19 protein-coding genes are annotated in these 17,476 nt (G+C 64.1%); 12 read left to right on the forward strand and 7 right to left on the reverse strand.

Translation table 11 applies throughout. From position 1 onward, the window contains the following. Nucleotides 1-55 precede the first annotated feature (55 nt). The 4 genes from gluQRS to K7W03_RS03500 all read left to right on the forward strand — a co-directional run bounded on the left by gluQRS (nt 56) and on the right by K7W03_RS03500 (nt 2,751). Complete coding sequence (gene gluQRS, locus K7W03_RS03485) at nt 56-931, forward strand: tRNA glutamyl-Q(34) synthetase GluQRS (RefSeq protein ID WP_222885568.1); 876 nt, start codon at nt 56-58, stop codon at nt 929-931. Between the two features lie 9 nt (nt 932-940). Then, the gene (locus K7W03_RS03490) at nt 941-1,174 is read left to right on the forward strand and encodes a twin transmembrane helix small protein (RefSeq protein WP_222885569.1); all 234 of its coding nucleotides are present in this window, start codon (nt 941-943) and stop codon (nt 1,172-1,174) included. A 14-nt stretch (nt 1,175-1,188) separates the two neighbouring features. Then, nucleotides 1,189-1,758, forward strand: a complete 570-nt coding sequence (locus K7W03_RS03495) for a cob(I)yrinic acid a,c-diamide adenosyltransferase (RefSeq protein ID WP_222885570.1) — start codon at nt 1,189-1,191, stop codon at nt 1,756-1,758. 117 nt (nt 1,759-1,875) lie between these two features. Then, nucleotides 1,876-2,751: a GGDEF domain-containing protein gene (locus K7W03_RS03500; protein ID WP_222885571.1), complete on the forward strand. Its 876-nt coding sequence runs from the start codon at nt 1,876-1,878 to the stop codon at nt 2,749-2,751. Between the two features lie 214 nt (nt 2,752-2,965). Here the strand turns inward: K7W03_RS03500 and infC are convergent, their stop codons facing one another. Next, nucleotides 2,966-3,499, reverse strand: coding sequence for a translation initiation factor IF-3 (infC, locus tag K7W03_RS03505; RefSeq protein ID WP_013039295.1), 534 nt, complete (start codon nt 3,497-3,499; stop codon nt 2,966-2,968). A gap of 127 nt (nt 3,500-3,626) precedes the next feature. After that, entirely contained in the window at nt 3,627-5,624 is a 1,998-nt protein-coding gene (gene thrS, locus K7W03_RS03510; RefSeq protein ID WP_061936515.1) for a threonine--tRNA ligase, read from the reverse strand. Between the two features lie 173 nt (nt 5,625-5,797). Between thrS and K7W03_RS03515 the strand changes: the two genes are divergently transcribed. The 3 genes from K7W03_RS03515 to K7W03_RS03525 all read left to right on the forward strand — a co-directional run bounded on the left by K7W03_RS03515 (nt 5,798) and on the right by K7W03_RS03525 (nt 8,512). Further along, nucleotides 5,798-6,235, forward strand: coding sequence for an ExbD/TolR family protein (locus K7W03_RS03515; protein WP_222885572.1), 438 nt, complete (start codon nt 5,798-5,800; stop codon nt 6,233-6,235). 121 nt (nt 6,236-6,356) lie between these two features. Next, entirely contained in the window at nt 6,357-7,433 is a 1,077-nt protein-coding gene (locus K7W03_RS03520) for a YjgN family protein (protein WP_025549930.1), read from the forward strand. 5 nt (nt 7,434-7,438) lie between these two features. Next, entirely contained in the window at nt 7,439-8,512 is a 1,074-nt protein-coding gene (locus tag K7W03_RS03525) for a M48 family metallopeptidase (protein WP_222885573.1), read from the forward strand. Nucleotides 8,513-8,617: 105 nt separating this feature from the next. On the opposite strand, the gene rpmB is transcribed toward K7W03_RS03525, so the two are convergent. Continuing rightward, nucleotides 8,618-8,911: a 50S ribosomal protein L28 gene (gene rpmB / locus K7W03_RS03530; protein WP_025549932.1), complete on the reverse strand. Its 294-nt coding sequence runs from the start codon at nt 8,909-8,911 to the stop codon at nt 8,618-8,620. Between the two features lie 148 nt (nt 8,912-9,059). Here rpmB and K7W03_RS03535 point away from each other — a divergent pair, with 148 nt between their 5' ends. Both K7W03_RS03535 and K7W03_RS03540 read left to right on the forward strand, forming a co-directional pair. Beyond that, the gene (locus tag K7W03_RS03535; protein WP_025549933.1) at nt 9,060-9,281 is read left to right on the forward strand and encodes a hypothetical protein; all 222 of its coding nucleotides are present in this window, start codon (nt 9,060-9,062) and stop codon (nt 9,279-9,281) included. A 77-nt stretch (nt 9,282-9,358) separates the two neighbouring features. Next, nucleotides 9,359-9,817, forward strand: coding sequence for a nucleoside deaminase (locus tag K7W03_RS03540; RefSeq protein WP_044663033.1), 459 nt, complete (start codon nt 9,359-9,361; stop codon nt 9,815-9,817). Here K7W03_RS03540 and K7W03_RS03545 read toward each other — a convergent pair. Next, entirely contained in the window at nt 9,779-11,680 is a 1,902-nt protein-coding gene (locus K7W03_RS03545; protein ID WP_222885574.1) for a chloride channel protein, read from the reverse strand. The two genes, K7W03_RS03540 and K7W03_RS03545, sit on opposite strands and share 39 nt — an antisense overlap. A gap of 44 nt (nt 11,681-11,724) precedes the next feature. On the opposite strand from K7W03_RS03545, the gene K7W03_RS03550 reads away from it, so the two are divergent. Next, the gene (locus tag K7W03_RS03550; protein ID WP_222885575.1) at nt 11,725-12,141 is read left to right on the forward strand and encodes a GtrA family protein; all 417 of its coding nucleotides are present in this window, start codon (nt 11,725-11,727) and stop codon (nt 12,139-12,141) included. 107 nt (nt 12,142-12,248) lie between these two features. Here the strand turns inward: K7W03_RS03550 and K7W03_RS03555 are convergent, their stop codons facing one another. From K7W03_RS03555 to K7W03_RS03565, 3 genes are all read right to left on the reverse strand, one after another. After that, complete coding sequence (locus K7W03_RS03555; protein WP_020821166.1) at nt 12,249-13,049, reverse strand: LytR/AlgR family response regulator transcription factor; 801 nt, start codon at nt 13,047-13,049, stop codon at nt 12,249-12,251. Further along, on the reverse strand, nt 13,046-14,152 hold the full coding sequence (locus K7W03_RS03560) for a sensor histidine kinase (RefSeq protein WP_025549936.1): 1,107 nt from the start codon (nt 14,150-14,152) through the stop codon (nt 13,046-13,048). The genes K7W03_RS03555 and K7W03_RS03560 overlap by 4 nt, the downstream gene beginning before the upstream one ends. 146 nt (nt 14,153-14,298) lie before the next feature. Then, entirely contained in the window at nt 14,299-14,778 is a 480-nt protein-coding gene (locus K7W03_RS03565) for a winged helix-turn-helix transcriptional regulator (protein ID WP_025549937.1), read from the reverse strand. Nucleotides 14,779-14,890: 112 nt separating this feature from the next. On the opposite strand from K7W03_RS03565, the gene K7W03_RS03570 reads away from it, so the two are divergent. Together K7W03_RS03570 and K7W03_RS03575 are read left to right on the forward strand one after the other, a co-directional pair. Next, nucleotides 14,891-16,996 (forward strand): RelA/SpoT family protein, encoded by a 2,106-nt coding sequence (locus K7W03_RS03570; RefSeq protein WP_044661528.1) that lies wholly within the window; start codon nt 14,891-14,893, stop codon nt 16,994-16,996. A 70-nt stretch (nt 16,997-17,066) separates the two neighbouring features. Further along, nucleotides 17,067-17,476: IS5 family transposase (locus tag K7W03_RS03575; protein ID WP_413469304.1), on the forward strand; the 410-nt coding region annotated here is incomplete at its 3' end.

Consider the following 17,476-nt stretch of genomic DNA (forward strand, 5'->3'; position numbering starts at 1 on the left):
TAACACCCCTATCCCGTCAAGGGCCTGTATGACTCAATCGGCGCAGCCACAGCATATGGTGACTCGCTTCGCCCCGAGCCCCACGGGTAGGTTGCATGTCGGACACGCCTGGTCGGCGCTGCTGGCCATGGACCTGGCCCGGGCGCGCGGCGGATACTTCCTCCTGCGGATCGAGGATATAGACGGCACCCGCAGCCGGCCGGAGCATGTCGCCGGCATAATCGAGGACCTGCGCTGGCTGGGCGTCGCCTGGGAGGGGGACATCGTCTTCCAGTCGGCGCGGCTGGACCCGTATCAGGCGGCGCTGGAACGTCTGGAGGCCATGGGGCTGCTCTATCCCTGCTTCTGCACCCGCGCCGACATCGCCGCCAGCGCGACTGCGCCGCACGGGCCGGAGGGGCCCGTCTATCCCGGCACATGCCGCGCGCTGGACGAAGCGGAACGGGCAAGGCGGATCGCATTGGGCGAGCCGCATGCCTGGCGGATCGACATGGCGCGGGCTGCCGCACGGGCAGGCCCGCTGCATTGGCGCGCCCTGCCCTTTCCGCCCGGGGAGGAAGCGGCGTCCTGCATCAGCGCCGAGCCGCTTGCCGCCGGGGATGTGGTGCTGGCGCGCAAGGATGCTCCCGCCAGCTATCATCTGTCCTGCACGCTGGACGATGCGGCGATGGGCGTGACCCATGTGCTGCGCGGCGACGATCTGCGCAGCGCGACCGACATCCACCGGCTGATCCAGGCGCTGCTCGACCTTCCGTCCCCCATCTATGTCCACCATCCCCTGCTGGTCGGGCCGGACGGCCGGCGGCTCGCCAAGCGCGACGGGTCGATCGCCCTCGCCGATCTGCGCGCGGGGGGCATGGACCCACGGCGACTGGCCGACGATCTGCGCCATGCACGCTTTCCGATTGGCATTTCCCTGGCCAGCGCCTAGATTCACGGCATGAACACGCTGCTCGTCATCGCCCTGATCCTGGCCATGGGCGCCACCCTGTTCGCATTGATCCGGGGGATCGTCGCCTTTCTTCAGGCGACCAAGGAACAGTTGAACTCGCCCGAAGGTAGGCCGAGCCCATCCAGCCTCAAGCAGAACAGGATGATGATGAACCGCATCCTGTTCCAGGCAGTGGCGGTGATCATCGTGGCGCTGTTGCTGCTGATGAAGGGCAACGGCTGAGGGTCCCGCCCGGCATGGTGAAGCTGAACAAGATCTACACCCGTACCGGGGACGCGGGGACGACTGGCCTGGTCGACGGGTCGCGCCTGCCCAAACATGCCCCGCGCATGCAGGCGGTGGGCGATGTCGATGAAGCGAACAGCGCCATCGGGCTTGCCATCGTCGCCATGAACGACAGGCCGGAGGCGGGCTGGCTGATGACGATCCAGAACGACCTGTTCGATCTGGGCGCAGACCTCGCCACGCCCTTGCCGGAGGGAGAGGACGCACCCTGGGCGCTGCGGATCGTCGCCTCCCAGGTCGAGCGGCTGGAGCGCCAGATCGACGCGATGAACGCCGATCTGGCGCCACTGGACAGCTTCGTCCTGCCAGGCGGGTCGCCTGCTGCCGCCGCCGTCCATCTGGCCCGCGCCGTCACACGCCGCGCCGAACGCTCCGCCACGGCCGCGGCGGCCGACGTTGCGCTCAATGCGCAGGCACTGGCCTATCTCAACCGCCTGTCCGACCTGCTTTTCGTGCTGGCCCGGCGCCTCAACGGCAATGGAGCGGACGATGTGAAATGGGTGCCGGGCGCCTCCCGTTAACCGTTCGACTCATGCACGGCACGGTTCGTCCACGGGCCAGGCGTTAACCCTCTTCCTTCATCCCGCCTTTACACGCCGTCCCAATTTTGGCCCCCATTTCAATGACAGGGCCCCGGGATGCAATTCTACCTCGCGACCTCCTTCATCTTTCCCCGCTCCCTGCGGTTTCGCCTCTTCACCCTCTGCTTCGTGACCACCCACCTGCCGCTGCTCGGCTATATCGTCTGGGGCGTGACAACAGGACGTATCGCCTGGGCGGAGTTCATAGTCCTGACTTTGGCGACCATGGCGGGCGCGGCCGGGGCGCTGATGGGCATCGGCGCCCTGCTGGACCCGATCCATGCGCTGGCGGATGCGCTGAACCCGGTGGGGCAGCCCGGCCGGAAAAGCGGTGGGGCGACCTTGCCGGAAGTGGGGGACATTATTTCCAGGCTCTTCCACGGCGTGCGCGGAGCCGCCGCCGCGACGCGGGAACAGATCGACGAACTGAACATCGCCGCCAATGAGGACGCGCTGACCGGCATCGCCAACCGGCGCGGATTCCTGGCGCAACTCGACGCGCTCCCGCTCGCCAAGCGCAGGGGCTGCATCGCGATCATCGATCTCGACCATTTCAAGCAGGTCAACGATATGCTCGGCCATGACGCGGGCGATCGCGTCCTGGCCGATTTCGCCACGCGCCTGTCGTCCCAGACCCGCCGCATCGACATCATCGCCCGTTGGGGTGGCGAGGAGTTCGCGATCTTCTATCAGGACGCGATGGAGGACGAGGCGAGCTGGTCGCTGGCCCGCATTGCGGAACGGATGCGGCGGGAGCCCGTGGGCACGGCGAACGAGCAGCCGATCACCTTCTCCGCCGGGCTATGCGCATGGCGCGGCGGTCCGGTGATGGCCGCCATCGGCAAGGCCGACGAGGCGCTCTACCGTGCAAAGAAGTCAGGCCGTGACCAGATCCAGCGGGCGGAGAGGCCATCCGCACCCGCTTATGGTTAGGTGGATGCAAGTGCCGTTCTGGACGCAGCCCTTCCCACCGGCGAGAGGGGGCGCCTGTCGCGCTCCCCTGCGCCAGACTTAGGCAGGGCCCCCTCCCCCATCTTCAGATGACGAGGATTAACATTCGCGACTGACCAGAACCTGTTCCACAGACAGTTCGGGCGGAGCCTGCTTCCAGACCCCGCCCGACTAATGTCACCGAAGAACGGCGACCTTATTTCGGCGCCAGCACCATCAGCATCTGGCGGCCTTCCATACGCGGATAGGCTTCGACCTTCGCGATCTCGCCCACATTCTCCGCCACGCGCTGGAGCAGTTGCATGCCAAGCTGCTGGTGCGACAATTCACGGCCACGGAACCGCAGGGTGATCTTCACCTTGTCGCCTTCACCGATAAAGTCGTGGACCTTCTTCATCTTCGTATCATAATCATGATCGTCGATGTTCGGACGCATCTTGATCTCCTTGATCTCCTGCGTCCTCTGGGTCTTGCGGGCGAGGTTCGCCTTCTTCTGCGCCTCGTACTTGTACTTGCCGATGTCCAGGAACTTGCACACCGGCGGATCGGCGTTGGGCGACACCTCGACCAGGTCCAGCCCGATCTCATAGGCGCGCTCGATCGCTTCCTGCGTATACATCACGCCCAGATTTTCGCCTTCGTCATCGATCACGCGCACCTTGGGCACGTTGATGAACTCGTTGTAACGGGGACCGGACTTCGGCGGCGGCGCCATGGGACGGCGCATCATCGGGGGACGTATAGTGGCTTCTCCTATGGTAGTTGATAGATCGACTCTGGCGGCCCTTTAGCGCAAAGCCGAAAGGGGCGGCAAGCCCGCAATCGCGGATTTGCCGGCCCCATGTGGCATTGCTGCCTCACTGCATATCGGGTGCCTTCGCCTCCTTTACAAGACGGGCGATGATGTCGTCGACAGAAAGGACGCTCTGCCCCTCCTTGCCCAGCTCGCGCAGCGCCACCGTGCCCTCGTCCGCCTCCCGGCGGCCGACGACCAGCAGATTCGGCACTTTTGCAAGGCTGTGCTCGCGCACCTTATAGTTGATCTTCTCGTTGCGGACGTCGGTTTCGGCCCTGATGCCAGCCGCCCGGAGCTTCTCCACCACCTGGCCTGCATAGCCGTCCGCATCGGACACGATGGTCGCCACCACCGCCTGCACCGGCGCCAGCCAGAGCGGGAAACGGCCCGCATAATGTTCGATGAGGATGCCTATGAACCGTTCATAGGAACCGAAGATCGCCCGGTGGAGCATCACCGGCCGGTGCCGCTCGCCATCTTCGCCAATATAGGAGGCGTCGAGTCGCTCCGGCAATACCCGGTCCGATTGGATCGTCCCCACCTGCCAGGTCCGCCCGATCGCATCGGTCAGATGCCATTCCAGCTTGGGCGCATAGAAGGCGCCTTCGCCCGGCAGTTCCTCCCAGCCATATTCGGGCGTGTTGAGCCCCGCCGCCGCCACCGCGTCGCGCAGTTCATTTTCCGCCTGATCCCACATCTCGTCGCTGCCGAAGCGCTTTTCGGGGCGCAGGGCGAGCTTGATCGAATAGGTGAAGCCGAAATCCCTGTAGATCCGATCCGCCAGCGCACAGAAGGCGCGCACTTCCTCCACGATCTGGTCCTCGCGGCAGAAGATATGCGCGTCGTCCTGCGTGAACTGGCGCACACGCATCAGCCCGTGCAGCGCCCCATGCGGTTCGTTGCGATGGCAGCAGCCATTCTCGTAGAAGCGCAGCGGCAGGTCGCGATAGCTCTTGATCCCCTGACGGAAGATCAGGACATGCGCCGGGCAGTTCATCGGCTTCAAAGCCATCCAGTCGGCATCGTCCGACACCAGCGGCCCTTCATCCTCGACATTCGGCACTTCGTCGGGGATGACGAACATATTCTCGCGATATTTGCCCCAATGGCCGGACGCTTCCCACTGGCGCGCGTCCATCACCTGCGGCGTCTTGACCTCACGATAGCCCGCATCGTCGATGGCGCGGCGCATATAGGCTTCCAGAGCCCGCCAGATGATATAGCCCTTGGGGTGCCAGAAGACCGATCCATGCGCCTCCTGCTGGAGGTGGAACAGGTCCATCTCCGCGCCCAGCTTGCGATGGTCGCGCTTGGCCGCTTCTTCCAGCCGCGTCAGATGCGCGTCGAGCTGCTTCCTGTTGAGCCAGCCGGTGCCATAGACGCGGCTCAGCATCGCATTCTTCTGATCGCCGCGCCAATAGGCGCCCGACACGCGGGTCAGCTTGAACGCCGCCGGATCGAGTTTGCCTGTCGAGGCCAGATGCGGCCCCCGGCACATGTCGAGCCAGTCGCCCCCCGACCAATAGACGGTCAGTTCCTCGCCCTCGGGAAGCTCAGCGGCCCATTCGGCCTTGAACGTCTCGCCCCCGGCCCGCCAGCGCGCGATCAGGTCCTCGCGCTTCCACACCTCGCGGCGCAGCGGCTTGTCGGCTGCGATGATCTCCCGCATCTTCGCCTCGATGGCGGGCAGGTCCTCCTCCGTAAAGGGCCGCTGCTTTCCTTCGATGACGGGGGGCGCGAAGTCATAATAGAAGCCATCGTCCGTCGCCGGGCCGAAGGTGATCTGCGTCCCCGGAAACAGCGCCTGCACCGCTTCGGCCAGCACATGGGCGAAGTCGTGCCGCGCCAGTTCCAGCGCATCGGCCTCATCCTTCGACGTCACCAGCGCCAGTTGCGCATCGGCCTCCAGCGGCCGCATGATGTCGCGCAGTTCGCCATCGACCCGCGCGGCGATGGCCGCCTTGGCCAGCCCCGGCCCGATCGCCGCCGCAATGTCCGCCGGGGTAGTGCCGGGCGCGACTTCACGCACGGAACCATCGGGCAGGGTTATCTTGAGCATGGCGGACACGGAGGGTCTTTCTGTTGAAATGGCGGATCGCGCAGCCGAAAAAAGCCGCGCCTTCCCCATAAATGGGCCGCCCGCCCTGTCAATAGAAGCCCTCTTGCCAGCGCATCGCGATCAGCGCATGATACATGTGTTGTTATATCATTATTTCAACAGGAGGGATGCATATGGCCTTGAGCTTCGCAAGACCCCGGCCGGGCGACGGGGAAACGCCGATGTCGGACATGAACACAACGCCGCTGATCGACGTGATGCTGGTGCTGCTGATCATGTTCATCATCACGATCCCGATCCAGACGCACAGCGTCGGCGTCGACCTGCCGCAAACCCCCAAGGAACTGACGCCGCCGCCGGTCGACACGGTCAAGAACAGGGTCGCCATCGACGCCGACGGCACTATCCGCTGGAACGGCGGGGCCGTCGACCGGCTGACGCTCCGCCAATATCTCGCCGCCTCGCTGCGCCTGCCTGCCGAACCGGAACTCCAGTTCCAGCCCGATGCCGGTGCGCGTTACGTGACGGTGGATGAGGTGCTGGCCGACATCCGCCGCTCAGGCGTGACGAAGCTCGGCTTCATCGGCAATGAGCGCTACGCCAGCTTTTGATCGGCCGTAAAAAATGACGATCCGCGTGATTTCAGGGGGATAGCATTCCATATGGCCATGAAACCCCTTGACCAACGGTCCCCGGCATAGTCTTCTCCCACCGGGGACCAAGGGGGGCATCATGGATCAGGAACGCATTGGCGGCGACGGCTTCGCTTTTGAAGGCAATTGGCGCGACTATGCGCCCATTGCCTTCACCAACCTGCTGCTGACGATCGTCACGCTGGGCATATACCGCTTCTGGGCGACAACGCGCACGCGGCGCTATCTCTGGGCGAACACGCGCTTCATCGACGACCGGCTGGAATGGACGGGAACGGGCAAGGAACTATTCCTCGGCTTCCTGATGGTGCTGGCGCTGATCGGCCTGCCGTTCCTCTTCCTTCAGTTCGGCGCGCAGGCCCTCGTCCTCCAGGGGCATGGGGGCATGGCCGCGATATTGACGCTCGCGGCGTTCGTGACGATCTTCTACATGGTCGGCCTCGCCCGCTTCCGCGCGCTGCGCTACCGGCTCAGCCGGACATGGTGGCACGGCATCCGGGGCGGCAGCGACGATCAGGGCTTCGGCTACGGCATTTCCTATATGTGGAAGTCGGCGGTGGGCAGCCTGGCGCTGGGCCTGCTCGTCCCCTGGTCGATGATGTCGCTGTGGAACGAACGCTGGAACAAGATGAGCTTCGGCCCGCACAGTTTCGAATCGGCAGGCGATCACGGCCCGACCTTCCGGCGCTTCCTGCTCTTCTACCTCCTGCCGATCCTGCTGTTCGTGGGCGGAGGCGCAATGGTCGCGATGGCGGGCTTTCCGGGACAGGACGGTGCCGGCTCCCGCATGGCCGGGGCCATCTTCGGCATCATCGCGTTCGTGCTGACCTTCTATCTGGGTCTCGGCCTCATCGCGCTCGCCTTCTACGCGAGTTTCTTCCGTGAAGCGGTGGAGGGGCTGTCGCTCACGGGCCTCGACTTCCATTTCTACGCGCGGACCAAAGACTGGATATGGCTGTTCCTGGGTGACATTGCGCTGGTCCTCTGCACGATCGGCATCGGGTCGATCTTCCTGCAATACCGGCACTGGAAGTTCTTCGTCACCCATATGGGCGTGACCGGCACGATCTATACCGACGAACTCACACAGTCGCAGACGAAGACCAGCCGCCATGGCGAGGGCCTGCTCGACGCGCTGGACGTCGGCGCTTTCTGAACCGCATGTCGGACTTCCGGCTCTGGCATTATGACGGCGCGTCGGCGGTCCGACGCAATGTCCTGCTTCGTACCGCCGGCACAGGCTTCGTGCTGGAGGAGCCGGAGAGCGGCTGGACGGGCCTGCCCATCGACTGGAGCGACCTTACCGTCATCGGCCTGCAGGACGCCCGTTCGGCCTATGGCCATAAGGCGATCCCCGGCTGGCGTCTGGGCTTTTCCGGCGAAGCGCCTCCCGACATCGCCGCCCATCTGCCGACGGGCGAACGCTATGGCCGCTGGATCGATCGCTTCGGCCTGTGGCCGGCGGCGGGAATCTTCACCGTCACCGCCGCGCTCATCGTGTGGGGGGCGCTCGAAGCACCCGCCGTCATCGCCCCGCTCGTCCCGCAAAGCTGGGAGAACCGCATGGGCGATGCCATGGTGGGCGATTTCGGCGGGCGGTTCTGCCACACACCGGCAGGCGATGCCGCGCTCGAACGGCTGGCGGCGCGGATCGACCCCGGCCATGAGGCCCGCGACATTTCGCTCGCCAACATTCCCATGGTGAATGCGGTGACATTGCCGGGGGGAAGGATCATCCTCTTCGATGGCCTGGTCCAGCAGGCAAAGTCCGCCGATGAAGTCGCGGGCGTGCTCGGCCATGAACTGGGCCATGTGCGCCACCGCGACACGATGACAGGCCTCATCCGCCAGCTTGGCCTCAGCGTCGTGCTGGGCGGCGCGGGGGGCAATGCCGGCAATTATCTGAACGGCGTGCTGTCGCTGAGCTATGGCCGCGGCGCGGAAAGCGCCGCGGACGGCGTCGCCATCGACCAGATGCGCGGCGCCGGGATTTCGCCTGCCGCGACGGCCGCCTTCTTCGACCGGATCGGCGGCAAGGACGAGGGCACGGAAGCGCGGGCGATAAGCTGGCTTTCCTCCCATCCCCTCTCCGCCGAACGCCGCCGCCGCTTCGCCGCTGCCGTGAAGCCGGACACATCCTACCGCCCGGCGTTGGACCAGGCACAATGGCAGGCGCTGCGCGCTTCCTGCGCCAGCGATCCGAAGGTCGCCAAATTCTGGGGCAAACCCTTTTAGGGTGCATGGGCTGGGATTGTTAAATCAACAGCCCCAGGATCCATGCGAACGCAAAAAAGCGGCCTGTTGCCAGGCCGCTCTTTCAAGCGAACGAAGCGAACCGAATCAGGCCGCTGCGGCGGCCTTCTTCTTTGCGATGTCGCGCTTCAGGCGGCGAGCCTTCAGCGACAGCTTATCGTCGCTGGTCTTCAGCAGCCAGTTGTCCAGGCCGCCATTATGCTCGACCGAACGCAGACCATGGGTCGACACGCGCAGCTTCACAGTCGTTTCCAGCGCTTCGGAGATCAGCGACACGTTCTGCAGGTTGGGCAGGAACACACGCTTGGTCTTGTTATTGGCGTGGGAAACATTGTGACCCACCTGGCGGCCCTTGCCGGTCAGCTCGCAAATGCGCGACATAGTCAATCAACCTTGTAATTCGGGTTCGTTCGGAAAGCGGCGCCGATAACGGGATTCCCGACGCTCGTCAACCCGCCCAGCGCCTTTCGGGGCCGCAACCCTTTCCGACTCATGAGCGTTGACGGGCCATAAGCCAAAGGAGGCGGAAATGCGATTCATTGGTGGCCTGTTGCTGATCGTGCTGCTGGTTCTGGCCGGCGGAATTGCCACCGGCTTCATCGACCTGCAGAAAACGCAGGAGGGACGGCTGCCGGAAATCGCGGTTAAGGGCGGCTCCCTGCCCAAATATGAGGCCAGCGTGGCCAGGGTGGAGGTCGGCAAACGCAAGGAGACGGTCGAACTGCCGACAGTGGACGTGCAGAAGCCCTGAGGCCTGTTCTGACAGCGGGATAGCGAGGCTTAACAGCCTCTCCCCCAAAGCCCTGTCATCCTGTATGGGGCGAAGCCATGTCTTCGCCCTTCCCCCTGCCCGATCCGATGCGGCGTGCGCTCGATCTCGCTTATGCCGCCGCCGGAGCGGGAGAGGTGCCCATCGGCGCGGTCGTCACCCTCGACGGCCGCATCATCGGTGAAGGGGAAAATCGCAACCGGCGCGACAATGATCCCACCGCCCATGCCGAAATGGTCGCGATCCGCGCCGCGGCAACCCATCTGGGCGACTTCCGCCTCTCCGGCTGCGACCTCTGGGTAACATTGGAGCCGTGCGCCATGTGCGCCGGGGCGATCTCGCACGCCCGCATCGCCCGCCTCTATTATGCCGTGGCGGACCCCAAGGGCGGCGCGATCGAACAGGGCCCCCGCCTCTTCACCCAACCGCAATGCCTCCACCGGCCAGAGGTCTATGGCGACCTCGCCGCTGCGGAAGCATCAACGCTGCTCAAGGCTTTTTTTCTCGCCCGGCGCTGAATAGTCGATGCGGTAGAGCGTGTAGGGCAGCGTCATCCCCGTCCTCAACGGCACCGGCTTCAGCCAGCCGGGCACCTCGCCCCGCATCAGCCCGGCATAAAAGCCCCTGGGGCTGCGCGACTGATAGATGGTGCCCTCGGGAAAGCCGGGGCAGACCAGCAGATAGGTGGCATGGTGCTTCGCCGCGATCGGCCGGAACGCGTCGGCAGGGCCGTCATAGGCGTGGTGCATGTCGAGGATCGTCGCGCCGTTGCGGTGATAAGGGCCGGCCACGGCGCTGTGGTGCGTCGCGACGATCAGGCGCGGTCCCAGGTCGACCATGGTGAAGATGGTGGCGGGCGGCAACTGGTCGAGCACCTGCAGCGCCGGCAGGGTGCGGCACCGGCCATTGGCCTTGTCGATGGCCTTGCGACGCAGCTGTGCCGTCGGCTTTTGCGGCTTGGGCTGTTCGCCCGTCGCCTTGACCCAGAGTTGGTTCACCTGCGGATAAAGCGGCGTTGCAAAGGCTGCCCCGGCGAGCACAGCCGCGCCCAGCGCGGCGGCCAGACGGGCGGCGGGCCGTCCCGTCGCGATCAGGCATAGCAGCCGATAGGCGGCCCAGGCGGCGGGCGGTATGGCCAGCAATTGCGCCGCCGGTCCGGCGCGAAGCTGCCAGAAGAGCAGCGCGGTGGAAAAGAGCATCATCAGGCCTACGGTGGCCCAGGCCCAGAGCCGGTCGGCGTCCCTGCGCGCGTCCCACAGCGCCCAAAGCAGGCCGATCAGGCCAGCCGCCGGAATGGCCATCAACGGCACCACCAGGCTGCGCGCCTGCACGGTGATCGGCTTGGCTTCGCGGATATTGACCAGCCACAGCTTCTCCAACTCGGGCGAGATCTGATAGGCGCCCGACAGGCATTGCGGCCAGTTCGTCCAGGCGAAGACCGCCACCGCCGCCCCGACCAGTACCCCCGCGCCCAGCCGCGCCGGCCAGCTCTTGAGCGGGAGCAGCGCCAGCAGCACCATCCCGGCCGACGCAACCGCGAAGATCGCCACCCAGATGGGCGAGATTGCGTCGCACACCATTTCCCGGTTGGCGTAGCTGGCGAACAGCACGAACAGCAGCGACGTCGCTCCGCCAAGGCTGATCGCATAAGGCAGCATCCGCCGGGCCGCGCCGTCCTTGAACACCCAGCGCATCGCGATCAGCGCGCCGCCTGCCGCCAGATAGACGATCATTTCCATGCCGATGGCGATGGACAGCGCGCTGCTCACGCCCGCGACGATGCCGCCGCGCAGCCAGTTGCGGTCGACCACGCCCGCCAGCATCAGGACGGTGAAGGCCAGTTGCCAGCCATGATGGTCGATCCGCATCGGCAGGAACATGCTGATGCCCATCTGCGCGGCGAAGGGCGCCACCGCCGCCAGGAACCAGCTGTTCCCCCCCGCCAGCCTTCGCGCGATGAAGCCAAGGCCCAGCATCAGCGGCAGCATCGGCAGCATCGGCGCGATGCCGCAGGCCAGCCGGTCGGCCAGCCCCTGGTCCAGGAAAGCGCGGAAGAACAGCATCAGCGCCGCCAGCGGCATGTCCACCAGCCGCGACCAGTGGATATTGAACCCGGCGGGCGGATCCAGCCGATATTGCCGCAGGTCGTACCATGCCTGCCCGGCCAGCCAGTCCTTCACCTGCAGATAACGGATATTGTCGTCCGTATCGCTGAGCGTCAGCCAATGAATCTGCGGCCAGCGGGTGGCGATCATATAGGCCATGGCGCCGATCCACAGCAGGACGGTCAGCCACTTCCAGTTGCGCTCCGCATAGCCGGAGAATTGCACCGCGACAGGGGCGACATGAGCGCGCAGGACAGACCAGCTTTGCAGTTTCATGGTGGCTCGATTAGAGGGTCCGCATCAAAGCGCAACGGGGCGGCATGAAAATCCTTCATATCTTCACACCGGAAAAGCAGGCGCTGTTCTGGCAGATCGTCCGTTACGGCCTGACCGGGCTGTTCGTGACCGCCTGTCAGGCGACGATCTACTGGACGCTGGCCGCGCCGGTCAGGCTGCATCCGCAAGTCGCCAACGGCATCGGCTATCTGGCGGCGGTGGCGGTCGGCTATGTCACGCACAGCAGCTTCACCTTTCGTGGGCATGGCGGGCGCGACAACCAAGCGGCGCGGGGGGTCCGCTTCGTCGCGGTATCGTTGGTGAGCTATGCGCTGAACGCGCTATGGGTGTGGTTGTGCGTGACCTATATGCAATGGCCGGAATGGTCGCCCATCCCGGCCATGCTGTTCGTAACCCCGGCGGTGGTTTTCGGGCTTAATCGGCAATGGGTGTTTCGGTGAAGGAGTAAGCGTCGGAACGGAGGGCGATTACCAGCGGCCTGCCGTCCGGATGCTCGTTTCGCTCGCTGCCCACCCCCGGCCCCTCCCGCTTGCGGGAGGGGAGGTTGTTAATGCACGAACCGCGCCACCACATCGCGATAGGACCGGCTGACCTTCACCTGCGCGCCGGATTCCAGCACCAGGAAGCATTCGCCATTGGTATGCGGCTTCACCTGCCGCACCTGGCTCAGATTCACGATGGTCGAGCGGTGCACGCGCTGGAAATTGCGGGGGTCGAGCCGCTTTTCGAGGTCCTTCATCGTCTCGCGCAGGATCAGCGAATTGTCGGCGGTATAAATGCACATATAATCGCCCGCAGCGTCGATCCGCTCGATCGAATCGACATCGACGCGGAAAATCTGCCCGCGATCCTTGATGTTGATCAGCTTCTCGAAGCGATTGGCGGCAGGCGCGTCGCCATCGCCCGAAAAATCGTTCATCGCATCGGGCGCAACCTCGGCCAGCACTTCGCGCAGCTTTTCCACTTCCTGCACCTGACGCTTTTCCGAAAGCCGCTGCCGCACCCGGTCGAGCGCGTCGGCCAGCCGGCCTTCTTCGACGGGCTTCATCAGATAGTCGACCGCCTGCGCCTCGAAGGCGCGGATCGCATGGTCGCTATAGGCGGTGCAGAAGATGAAAAGCGGCGGCTCGACCTCCATCAGCCCCTGCACGACGGAAAATCCGTCGAAACCGGGCATTTGAATGTCAAGGAACACAAGGTCGGGCTTATGCGTCTTTATGGCGCGGATCGCTTCCCGGCCGTTGGAACAGGTTTCTACGATTTCGACATCCTCATGCGCTTCCAGACGCAGCTTGAGGCCTTGGATAGCCAGGCTTTCGTCGTCGACGAGGATTGTTCTGATGGTCATGCGGCCACTCTCGATGGTTCATCCAGGTTAAGCGGCATTTCGATCAGGACCGAAAAGCCGCCAGGCGTGGAACGCGTTTCGAAGCTCTGTCGTTCCCCGAAGGCCTGAATCAGCCTGTCGCGGATGTTCGCCAGACCGACGCCCGTTCCTTCGCTGGCCGGATTGTTCGGGCGGGTGAACCCCTCATTCAATCCCGGACCCGTATCGGATACGATGATCCGGACGTTTTCACCGGCAGGCTGCGCCGTGACGGAGATTTCCGCGCCCTCTTCCTTGGGCGTCACGGCATATTTGATCGCATTTTCGACCAGAGGTTGCAGCAGGAGAGAGGGGAGGCGCGATTGCGAGACCGCCGGATCGATGTTGAAGACCGGCCGCAACCGATCCTCGAACCGCATCTTCTCGATCTCCAGATACAGCTTCAGCGTCTCGATCTCCTGCTCGATCGTCACCTGCGCGGTCGGCTCGTTGATCAGCGTATAGCGCAGGAAGGAGGACAGGCGGGACAGCATGGCATTGGCCCGGTCGGTCTGCTTCAGCAGCACCAGCGTCGAGATCGAGTTCAGCGTATTGAACAGGAAATGCGGGTTGAGCTGATAGCGCAGCATCGCCAGTTGCGCGCTGGACGCCTGATTCTCCAGCCGCAGCAACTGGTCCGCCTGCTCCTCCACCGTCAGGTAGAAGTTGATCGCATAATATAGCGCCGACCATGCCCCCAGCAATGTCATGCTGAGGTAGAAGGCGCCCAGGAACAGTTGCAGCCCCGCCGTGTCGCTGCCCCGATTCTGGGTGGAGAACACCCAGGCGTCGATGAACGCCACCAGCCCCGCCGCGACCACCACCGTGACGATGGAGGCGCCCCAGGTCACGATGGGCCGCTGCCGCTGGAGGAAGCGGAACACCACCGCGATCAGCAGCGTCACCGAATAGCCCGACACGGTCGAGATCATCACCGGGATCAGGCTGGAAAGCGGCTGCCCATTGGCGATGGTCGAGGACCCCCGCAACAGGAAGGCGCCGGCCCACCCCACGGACTGGAGGTTCCAGAAGGCGCGGTTCTTGTCCGCGAAGAAAGGCTGGGGCTGGAAACGATGGACCGACATTATCGCCAGCCTAAAGCATCAGGCAAAAAAGTGGGAACCGGTTTTTTGCGGCCGGTACGTGATCGATGAAAAAATGAAACACAAAGGGGAGTCGCCATGCTGGAACGAATTCAGCATGGCCGACCGATTCAAAGCGCGCATTATCGTCAGGCAGCCGCCGCTTCCTGAGTCACCGGCGTCTCCTCATCGACGCACAACCAGATCAGATCGCTCGGCTCCAGCGCGCGGCCATCATGGGCCTGGATGGTCATCTTGCGGATCGGCTGCCGGTCGCGGCTGTCGGCCAGCACCTGGCAGGAGATGGGACCGCAGCCCCATTTCTCACCCCATTGGCGCAGCGCGATCATCGCAGGCGCCAGATCCTGTCCCTTGTCGGTCAGGCGATATTCCACCTTGCGCCGGTCGCATTGCATCGGCTGACGCACCATGATGCCGTTTTCCACCAGCCGCGCGAGCCGATTCGCCAGGATGTTGCGGGCAATGCCGAGGGTCGACTGAAACTCCTCGAAATGCCGGATTCCCGACAGAGCGCCCCGCAAGATGAGGAACGACCAGCGTTCTCCCATCGCCTCCAATGCGCTGGGCAGCGCGCATTGTTCCAGATCCTGCGCCAGATTATGTGTCATCGTCTTCATTTGATAGCTCAAAGCCACCCGCGTTGCAAAAGCGCATCGCTATTCACCTAAGATGGGATTTTTTTGTTGCACAGCAAGGGGCATCGCGGACAATCGCAACAGGATGCTACGCCAATACGAACTTGTTGAACGGGTAAAGCGCTACGATCCGGATGCGGACGAAGCGATGATCAACCGCGCCTATGTCTTTTCCGTCCAGAAGCACGGGTCTCAGAAGCGCGCCAGCGGCGACCCCTATTTCAGCCATCCCATCGAAGTCGCCGGTATCCTGACCGATTTCAACCTGGACGATCAGACCATCGTGACCGCGCTGCTGCACGACACGATAGAGGATACGCTCGTCACCTATGAGGAGATCGAGCACGCCTTCGGCAAGGACGTCGCCCGGATGGTCGACGGCGTCACCAAGCTCAGCAAGATCGAGGCCATGTCCGAAAATGAGCGGGCCGCGGAAAATCTCCGCAAGTTCCTGCTCGCCATGTCGGACGACATCCGTGTGCTGCTGGTGAAGCTCGCCGACCGGCTGCACAACATGCGCACGCTGCACTTCATCAAGAATGAGCAGAAGCGCCGCCGCATCGCGCGGGAAACGATGGACATCTACGCCCCGCTGGCGGAGCGGATCGGCATGTACGACTTCATGCGGGAGATGCAGCTCCTGGCCTTCCGCGAACTGGAGCCGGAGGCCTATGACAGCATTACCAAGCGGCTGGAGCAGCTGAAGGAAGGCGGCCATGACAAGGTCGACCGGATCGGCGCGGAACTGCAATTGCTGCTGGGCGGCAAGGGGCTGCCGGTCACGGTCTCGGGTCGCGAGAAGCATCCCTATTCCATCTGGAAGAAGATGCAGGAACGCCATATCAGTTTCGAACAACTGACCGACGTCATGGCCTTCCGCGTCATCACCGAGACGACAGAGGACTGCTACCGCGCGTTGGGCGTCATCCACCAGACCTACAAGATGGTGCCGGGGCGGTTCAAGGATTACATCTCCACGCCCAAGCGCAACGGCTACCGGTCGCTGCACACCACCGTCATCCATCAGGACAATGCCCGCATCGAGGTGCAGATTCGCAGCCGCGACATGCACCATGACGCCGAACTCGGCCTCGCCGCGCACTGGGCCTATAAGCAGAAGGGCGACGCCACCGACCACCATGCAGCCTGGCTGCGCGACCTGGTCGAAATCCTGGAGCAGAGCCAGGATGCGGACGAACTGCTCGAACATACCCGCATGGCGATGTATCAGGACCGCATCTTCGCCTTTTCCCCCAAGGGCGAACTGCACCAGTTGCCCAAGGGGTCGACGCCGGTCGACTTCGCCTATGCCGTGCACACCTCGCTCGGCAACCAGACGGTCGGCGCCAAGGTCAATGGCCGGGTCGTGCCGCTGCGCACGACGCTGGAGAATGGCGATCAGGTCGAGATCCTGAAATCCGAAGGACAGGAGCCGCAGCCCGGCTGGCTGACCTTCGCCATCACCGGCAAGGCCCGCGCCGCCATCCGCCGCTATATCCGCCAGAAGCAGCGCGGCGAGGAAGTCGCTCTGGGCGAGAAGCTCTATGAGGAAATCATCGGCCGCTTCTCCCCCGAACTGGCAAGCGAACTGGGCGACAAGGCATTGAAGGCGGCGTTGAAGCGCCTGAAGCTGGACGACCGCGCATCCCTGATGGTCGCCATCGCCACCCATCGCCTGCTCGATTCGGAAGTGATGGAGGCGCTCATTCCCGGCTCCACCAGCGTGGAGGGCATGGAGGAAGCCCATCCGCGCCAGCACGCTCCGGTATCGATCCGCGGCCTGACGCCCGGCATCGCCTATAATCTGGGCGACTGCTGCCACCCCGTCCCCGGCGACCGCATCGTCGGCGTCCGCCGCACCGGCGAACCGATCGAGGTCCACACCATCGATTGCCGTTCGCTGGAGGCGGGACAGGATGACGACTGGGTGGATTTAAGCTGGGACAGCAGGTCCAAGGGCGGCACCGCACGGCTTCAGGTGATCGTCAAGAACCAGCCGGGCGCGCTGGCGGCCGTCACCAACGTTTTCGGCGCGACCAAGGCGAACATCCTCAACCTGCAACTGGTGAACCGCGAAGGCCCCTTCCACACCGACATCATCGACCTGGAAGTCGCCGACGCCCAGCATCTGAACCGCATCCTCTCCGCCCTGCGCGGCCTCGACACGGTGGTGCAGGCGGATCGGGTCTAGGCCGTAGTGACATTTTAGGGATTCACGACGGTTTGGATTTGTGATTCAAGGCTGGCTTTTGGAGGCTGGCGTGGAAGGCGAAGTGCTGCGGGATGATCAGTGGGAGGGGCTGCGGGAGTTCGTTCCGGGCGGGCGCAAGGGCAAGCGTGGTCCTCGCAGTGACGGACGGTTGTTTCTTGACGCCTTGCTCTGGCTGGCGCGTTCAGGAGGACGCTGGCGCGATCTACCCGAGAAGTTCGGTCCCTATCAGACCGCCAAGCGGCGTTATTATCGCTGGGTTGAGCAAGGCGTGATCGACCGGATCTTCGAGGCTGTGTCGGATGATCCCGACATCGAATGGCTGGCGATCGATGCGACCGTGATCCGCGCCCAGGCCCAGGCGGCTGGGGCACGGGTAAAACGTATGGCTCGCCCCGTCGGCAAGCGGTTTGTGTCTGATGATCTGGTCAGTCTGCGAAAACGTATCCGGCCTTTCAGCAT

This window comes from Sphingobium sp. PNB (assembly GCF_019873065.1).
In the GTDB taxonomy this organism is placed as follows: Bacteria; Pseudomonadota; Alphaproteobacteria; order Sphingomonadales; family Sphingomonadaceae; genus Sphingobium; species Sphingobium fuliginis.

Coding starts and splice junctions, on each gene's coding strand:
- gluQRS (WP_222885568.1), top strand. CDS start 56: ATGGTGACTCGCTTCGCCCCGAGCCCCACGGGTAGGTTGCATGTCGGA.
- K7W03_RS03490 (WP_222885569.1), top strand. CDS start 941: ATGAACACGCTGCTCGTCATCGCCCTGATCCTGGCCATGGGCGCCACC.
- K7W03_RS03495 (WP_222885570.1), top strand. CDS start 1,189: ATGGTGAAGCTGAACAAGATCTACACCCGTACCGGGGACGCGGGGACG.
- K7W03_RS03500 (WP_222885571.1), top strand. CDS start 1,876: ATGCAATTCTACCTCGCGACCTCCTTCATCTTTCCCCGCTCCCTGCGG.
- infC (WP_013039295.1), bottom strand. CDS start 3,499: ATGATGCGCCGTCCCATGGCGCCGCCGCCGAAGTCCGGTCCCCGTTAC.
- thrS (WP_061936515.1), bottom strand. CDS start 5,624: ATGCTCAAGATAACCCTGCCCGATGGTTCCGTGCGTGAAGTCGCGCCC.
- K7W03_RS03515 (WP_222885572.1), top strand. CDS start 5,798: ATGGCCTTGAGCTTCGCAAGACCCCGGCCGGGCGACGGGGAAACGCCG.
- K7W03_RS03520 (WP_025549930.1), top strand. CDS start 6,357: ATGGATCAGGAACGCATTGGCGGCGACGGCTTCGCTTTTGAAGGCAAT.
- K7W03_RS03525 (WP_222885573.1), top strand. CDS start 7,439: ATGTCGGACTTCCGGCTCTGGCATTATGACGGCGCGTCGGCGGTCCGA.
- rpmB (WP_025549932.1), bottom strand. CDS start 8,911: ATGTCGCGCATTTGCGAGCTGACCGGCAAGGGCCGCCAGGTGGGTCAC.
- K7W03_RS03535 (WP_025549933.1), top strand. CDS start 9,060: ATGCGATTCATTGGTGGCCTGTTGCTGATCGTGCTGCTGGTTCTGGCC.
- K7W03_RS03540 (WP_044663033.1), top strand. CDS start 9,359: ATGTCTTCGCCCTTCCCCCTGCCCGATCCGATGCGGCGTGCGCTCGAT.
- K7W03_RS03545 (WP_222885574.1), bottom strand. CDS start 11,680: ATGAAACTGCAAAGCTGGTCTGTCCTGCGCGCTCATGTCGCCCCTGTC.
- K7W03_RS03550 (WP_222885575.1), top strand. CDS start 11,725: ATGAAAATCCTTCATATCTTCACACCGGAAAAGCAGGCGCTGTTCTGG.
- K7W03_RS03555 (WP_020821166.1), bottom strand. CDS start 13,049: ATGACCATCAGAACAATCCTCGTCGACGACGAAAGCCTGGCTATCCAA.
- K7W03_RS03560 (WP_025549936.1), bottom strand. CDS start 14,152: ATGTCGGTCCATCGTTTCCAGCCCCAGCCTTTCTTCGCGGACAAGAAC.
- K7W03_RS03565 (WP_025549937.1), bottom strand. CDS start 14,778: ATGACACATAATCTGGCGCAGGATCTGGAACAATGCGCGCTGCCCAGC.
- K7W03_RS03570 (WP_044661528.1), top strand. CDS start 14,891: ATGCTACGCCAATACGAACTTGTTGAACGGGTAAAGCGCTACGATCCG.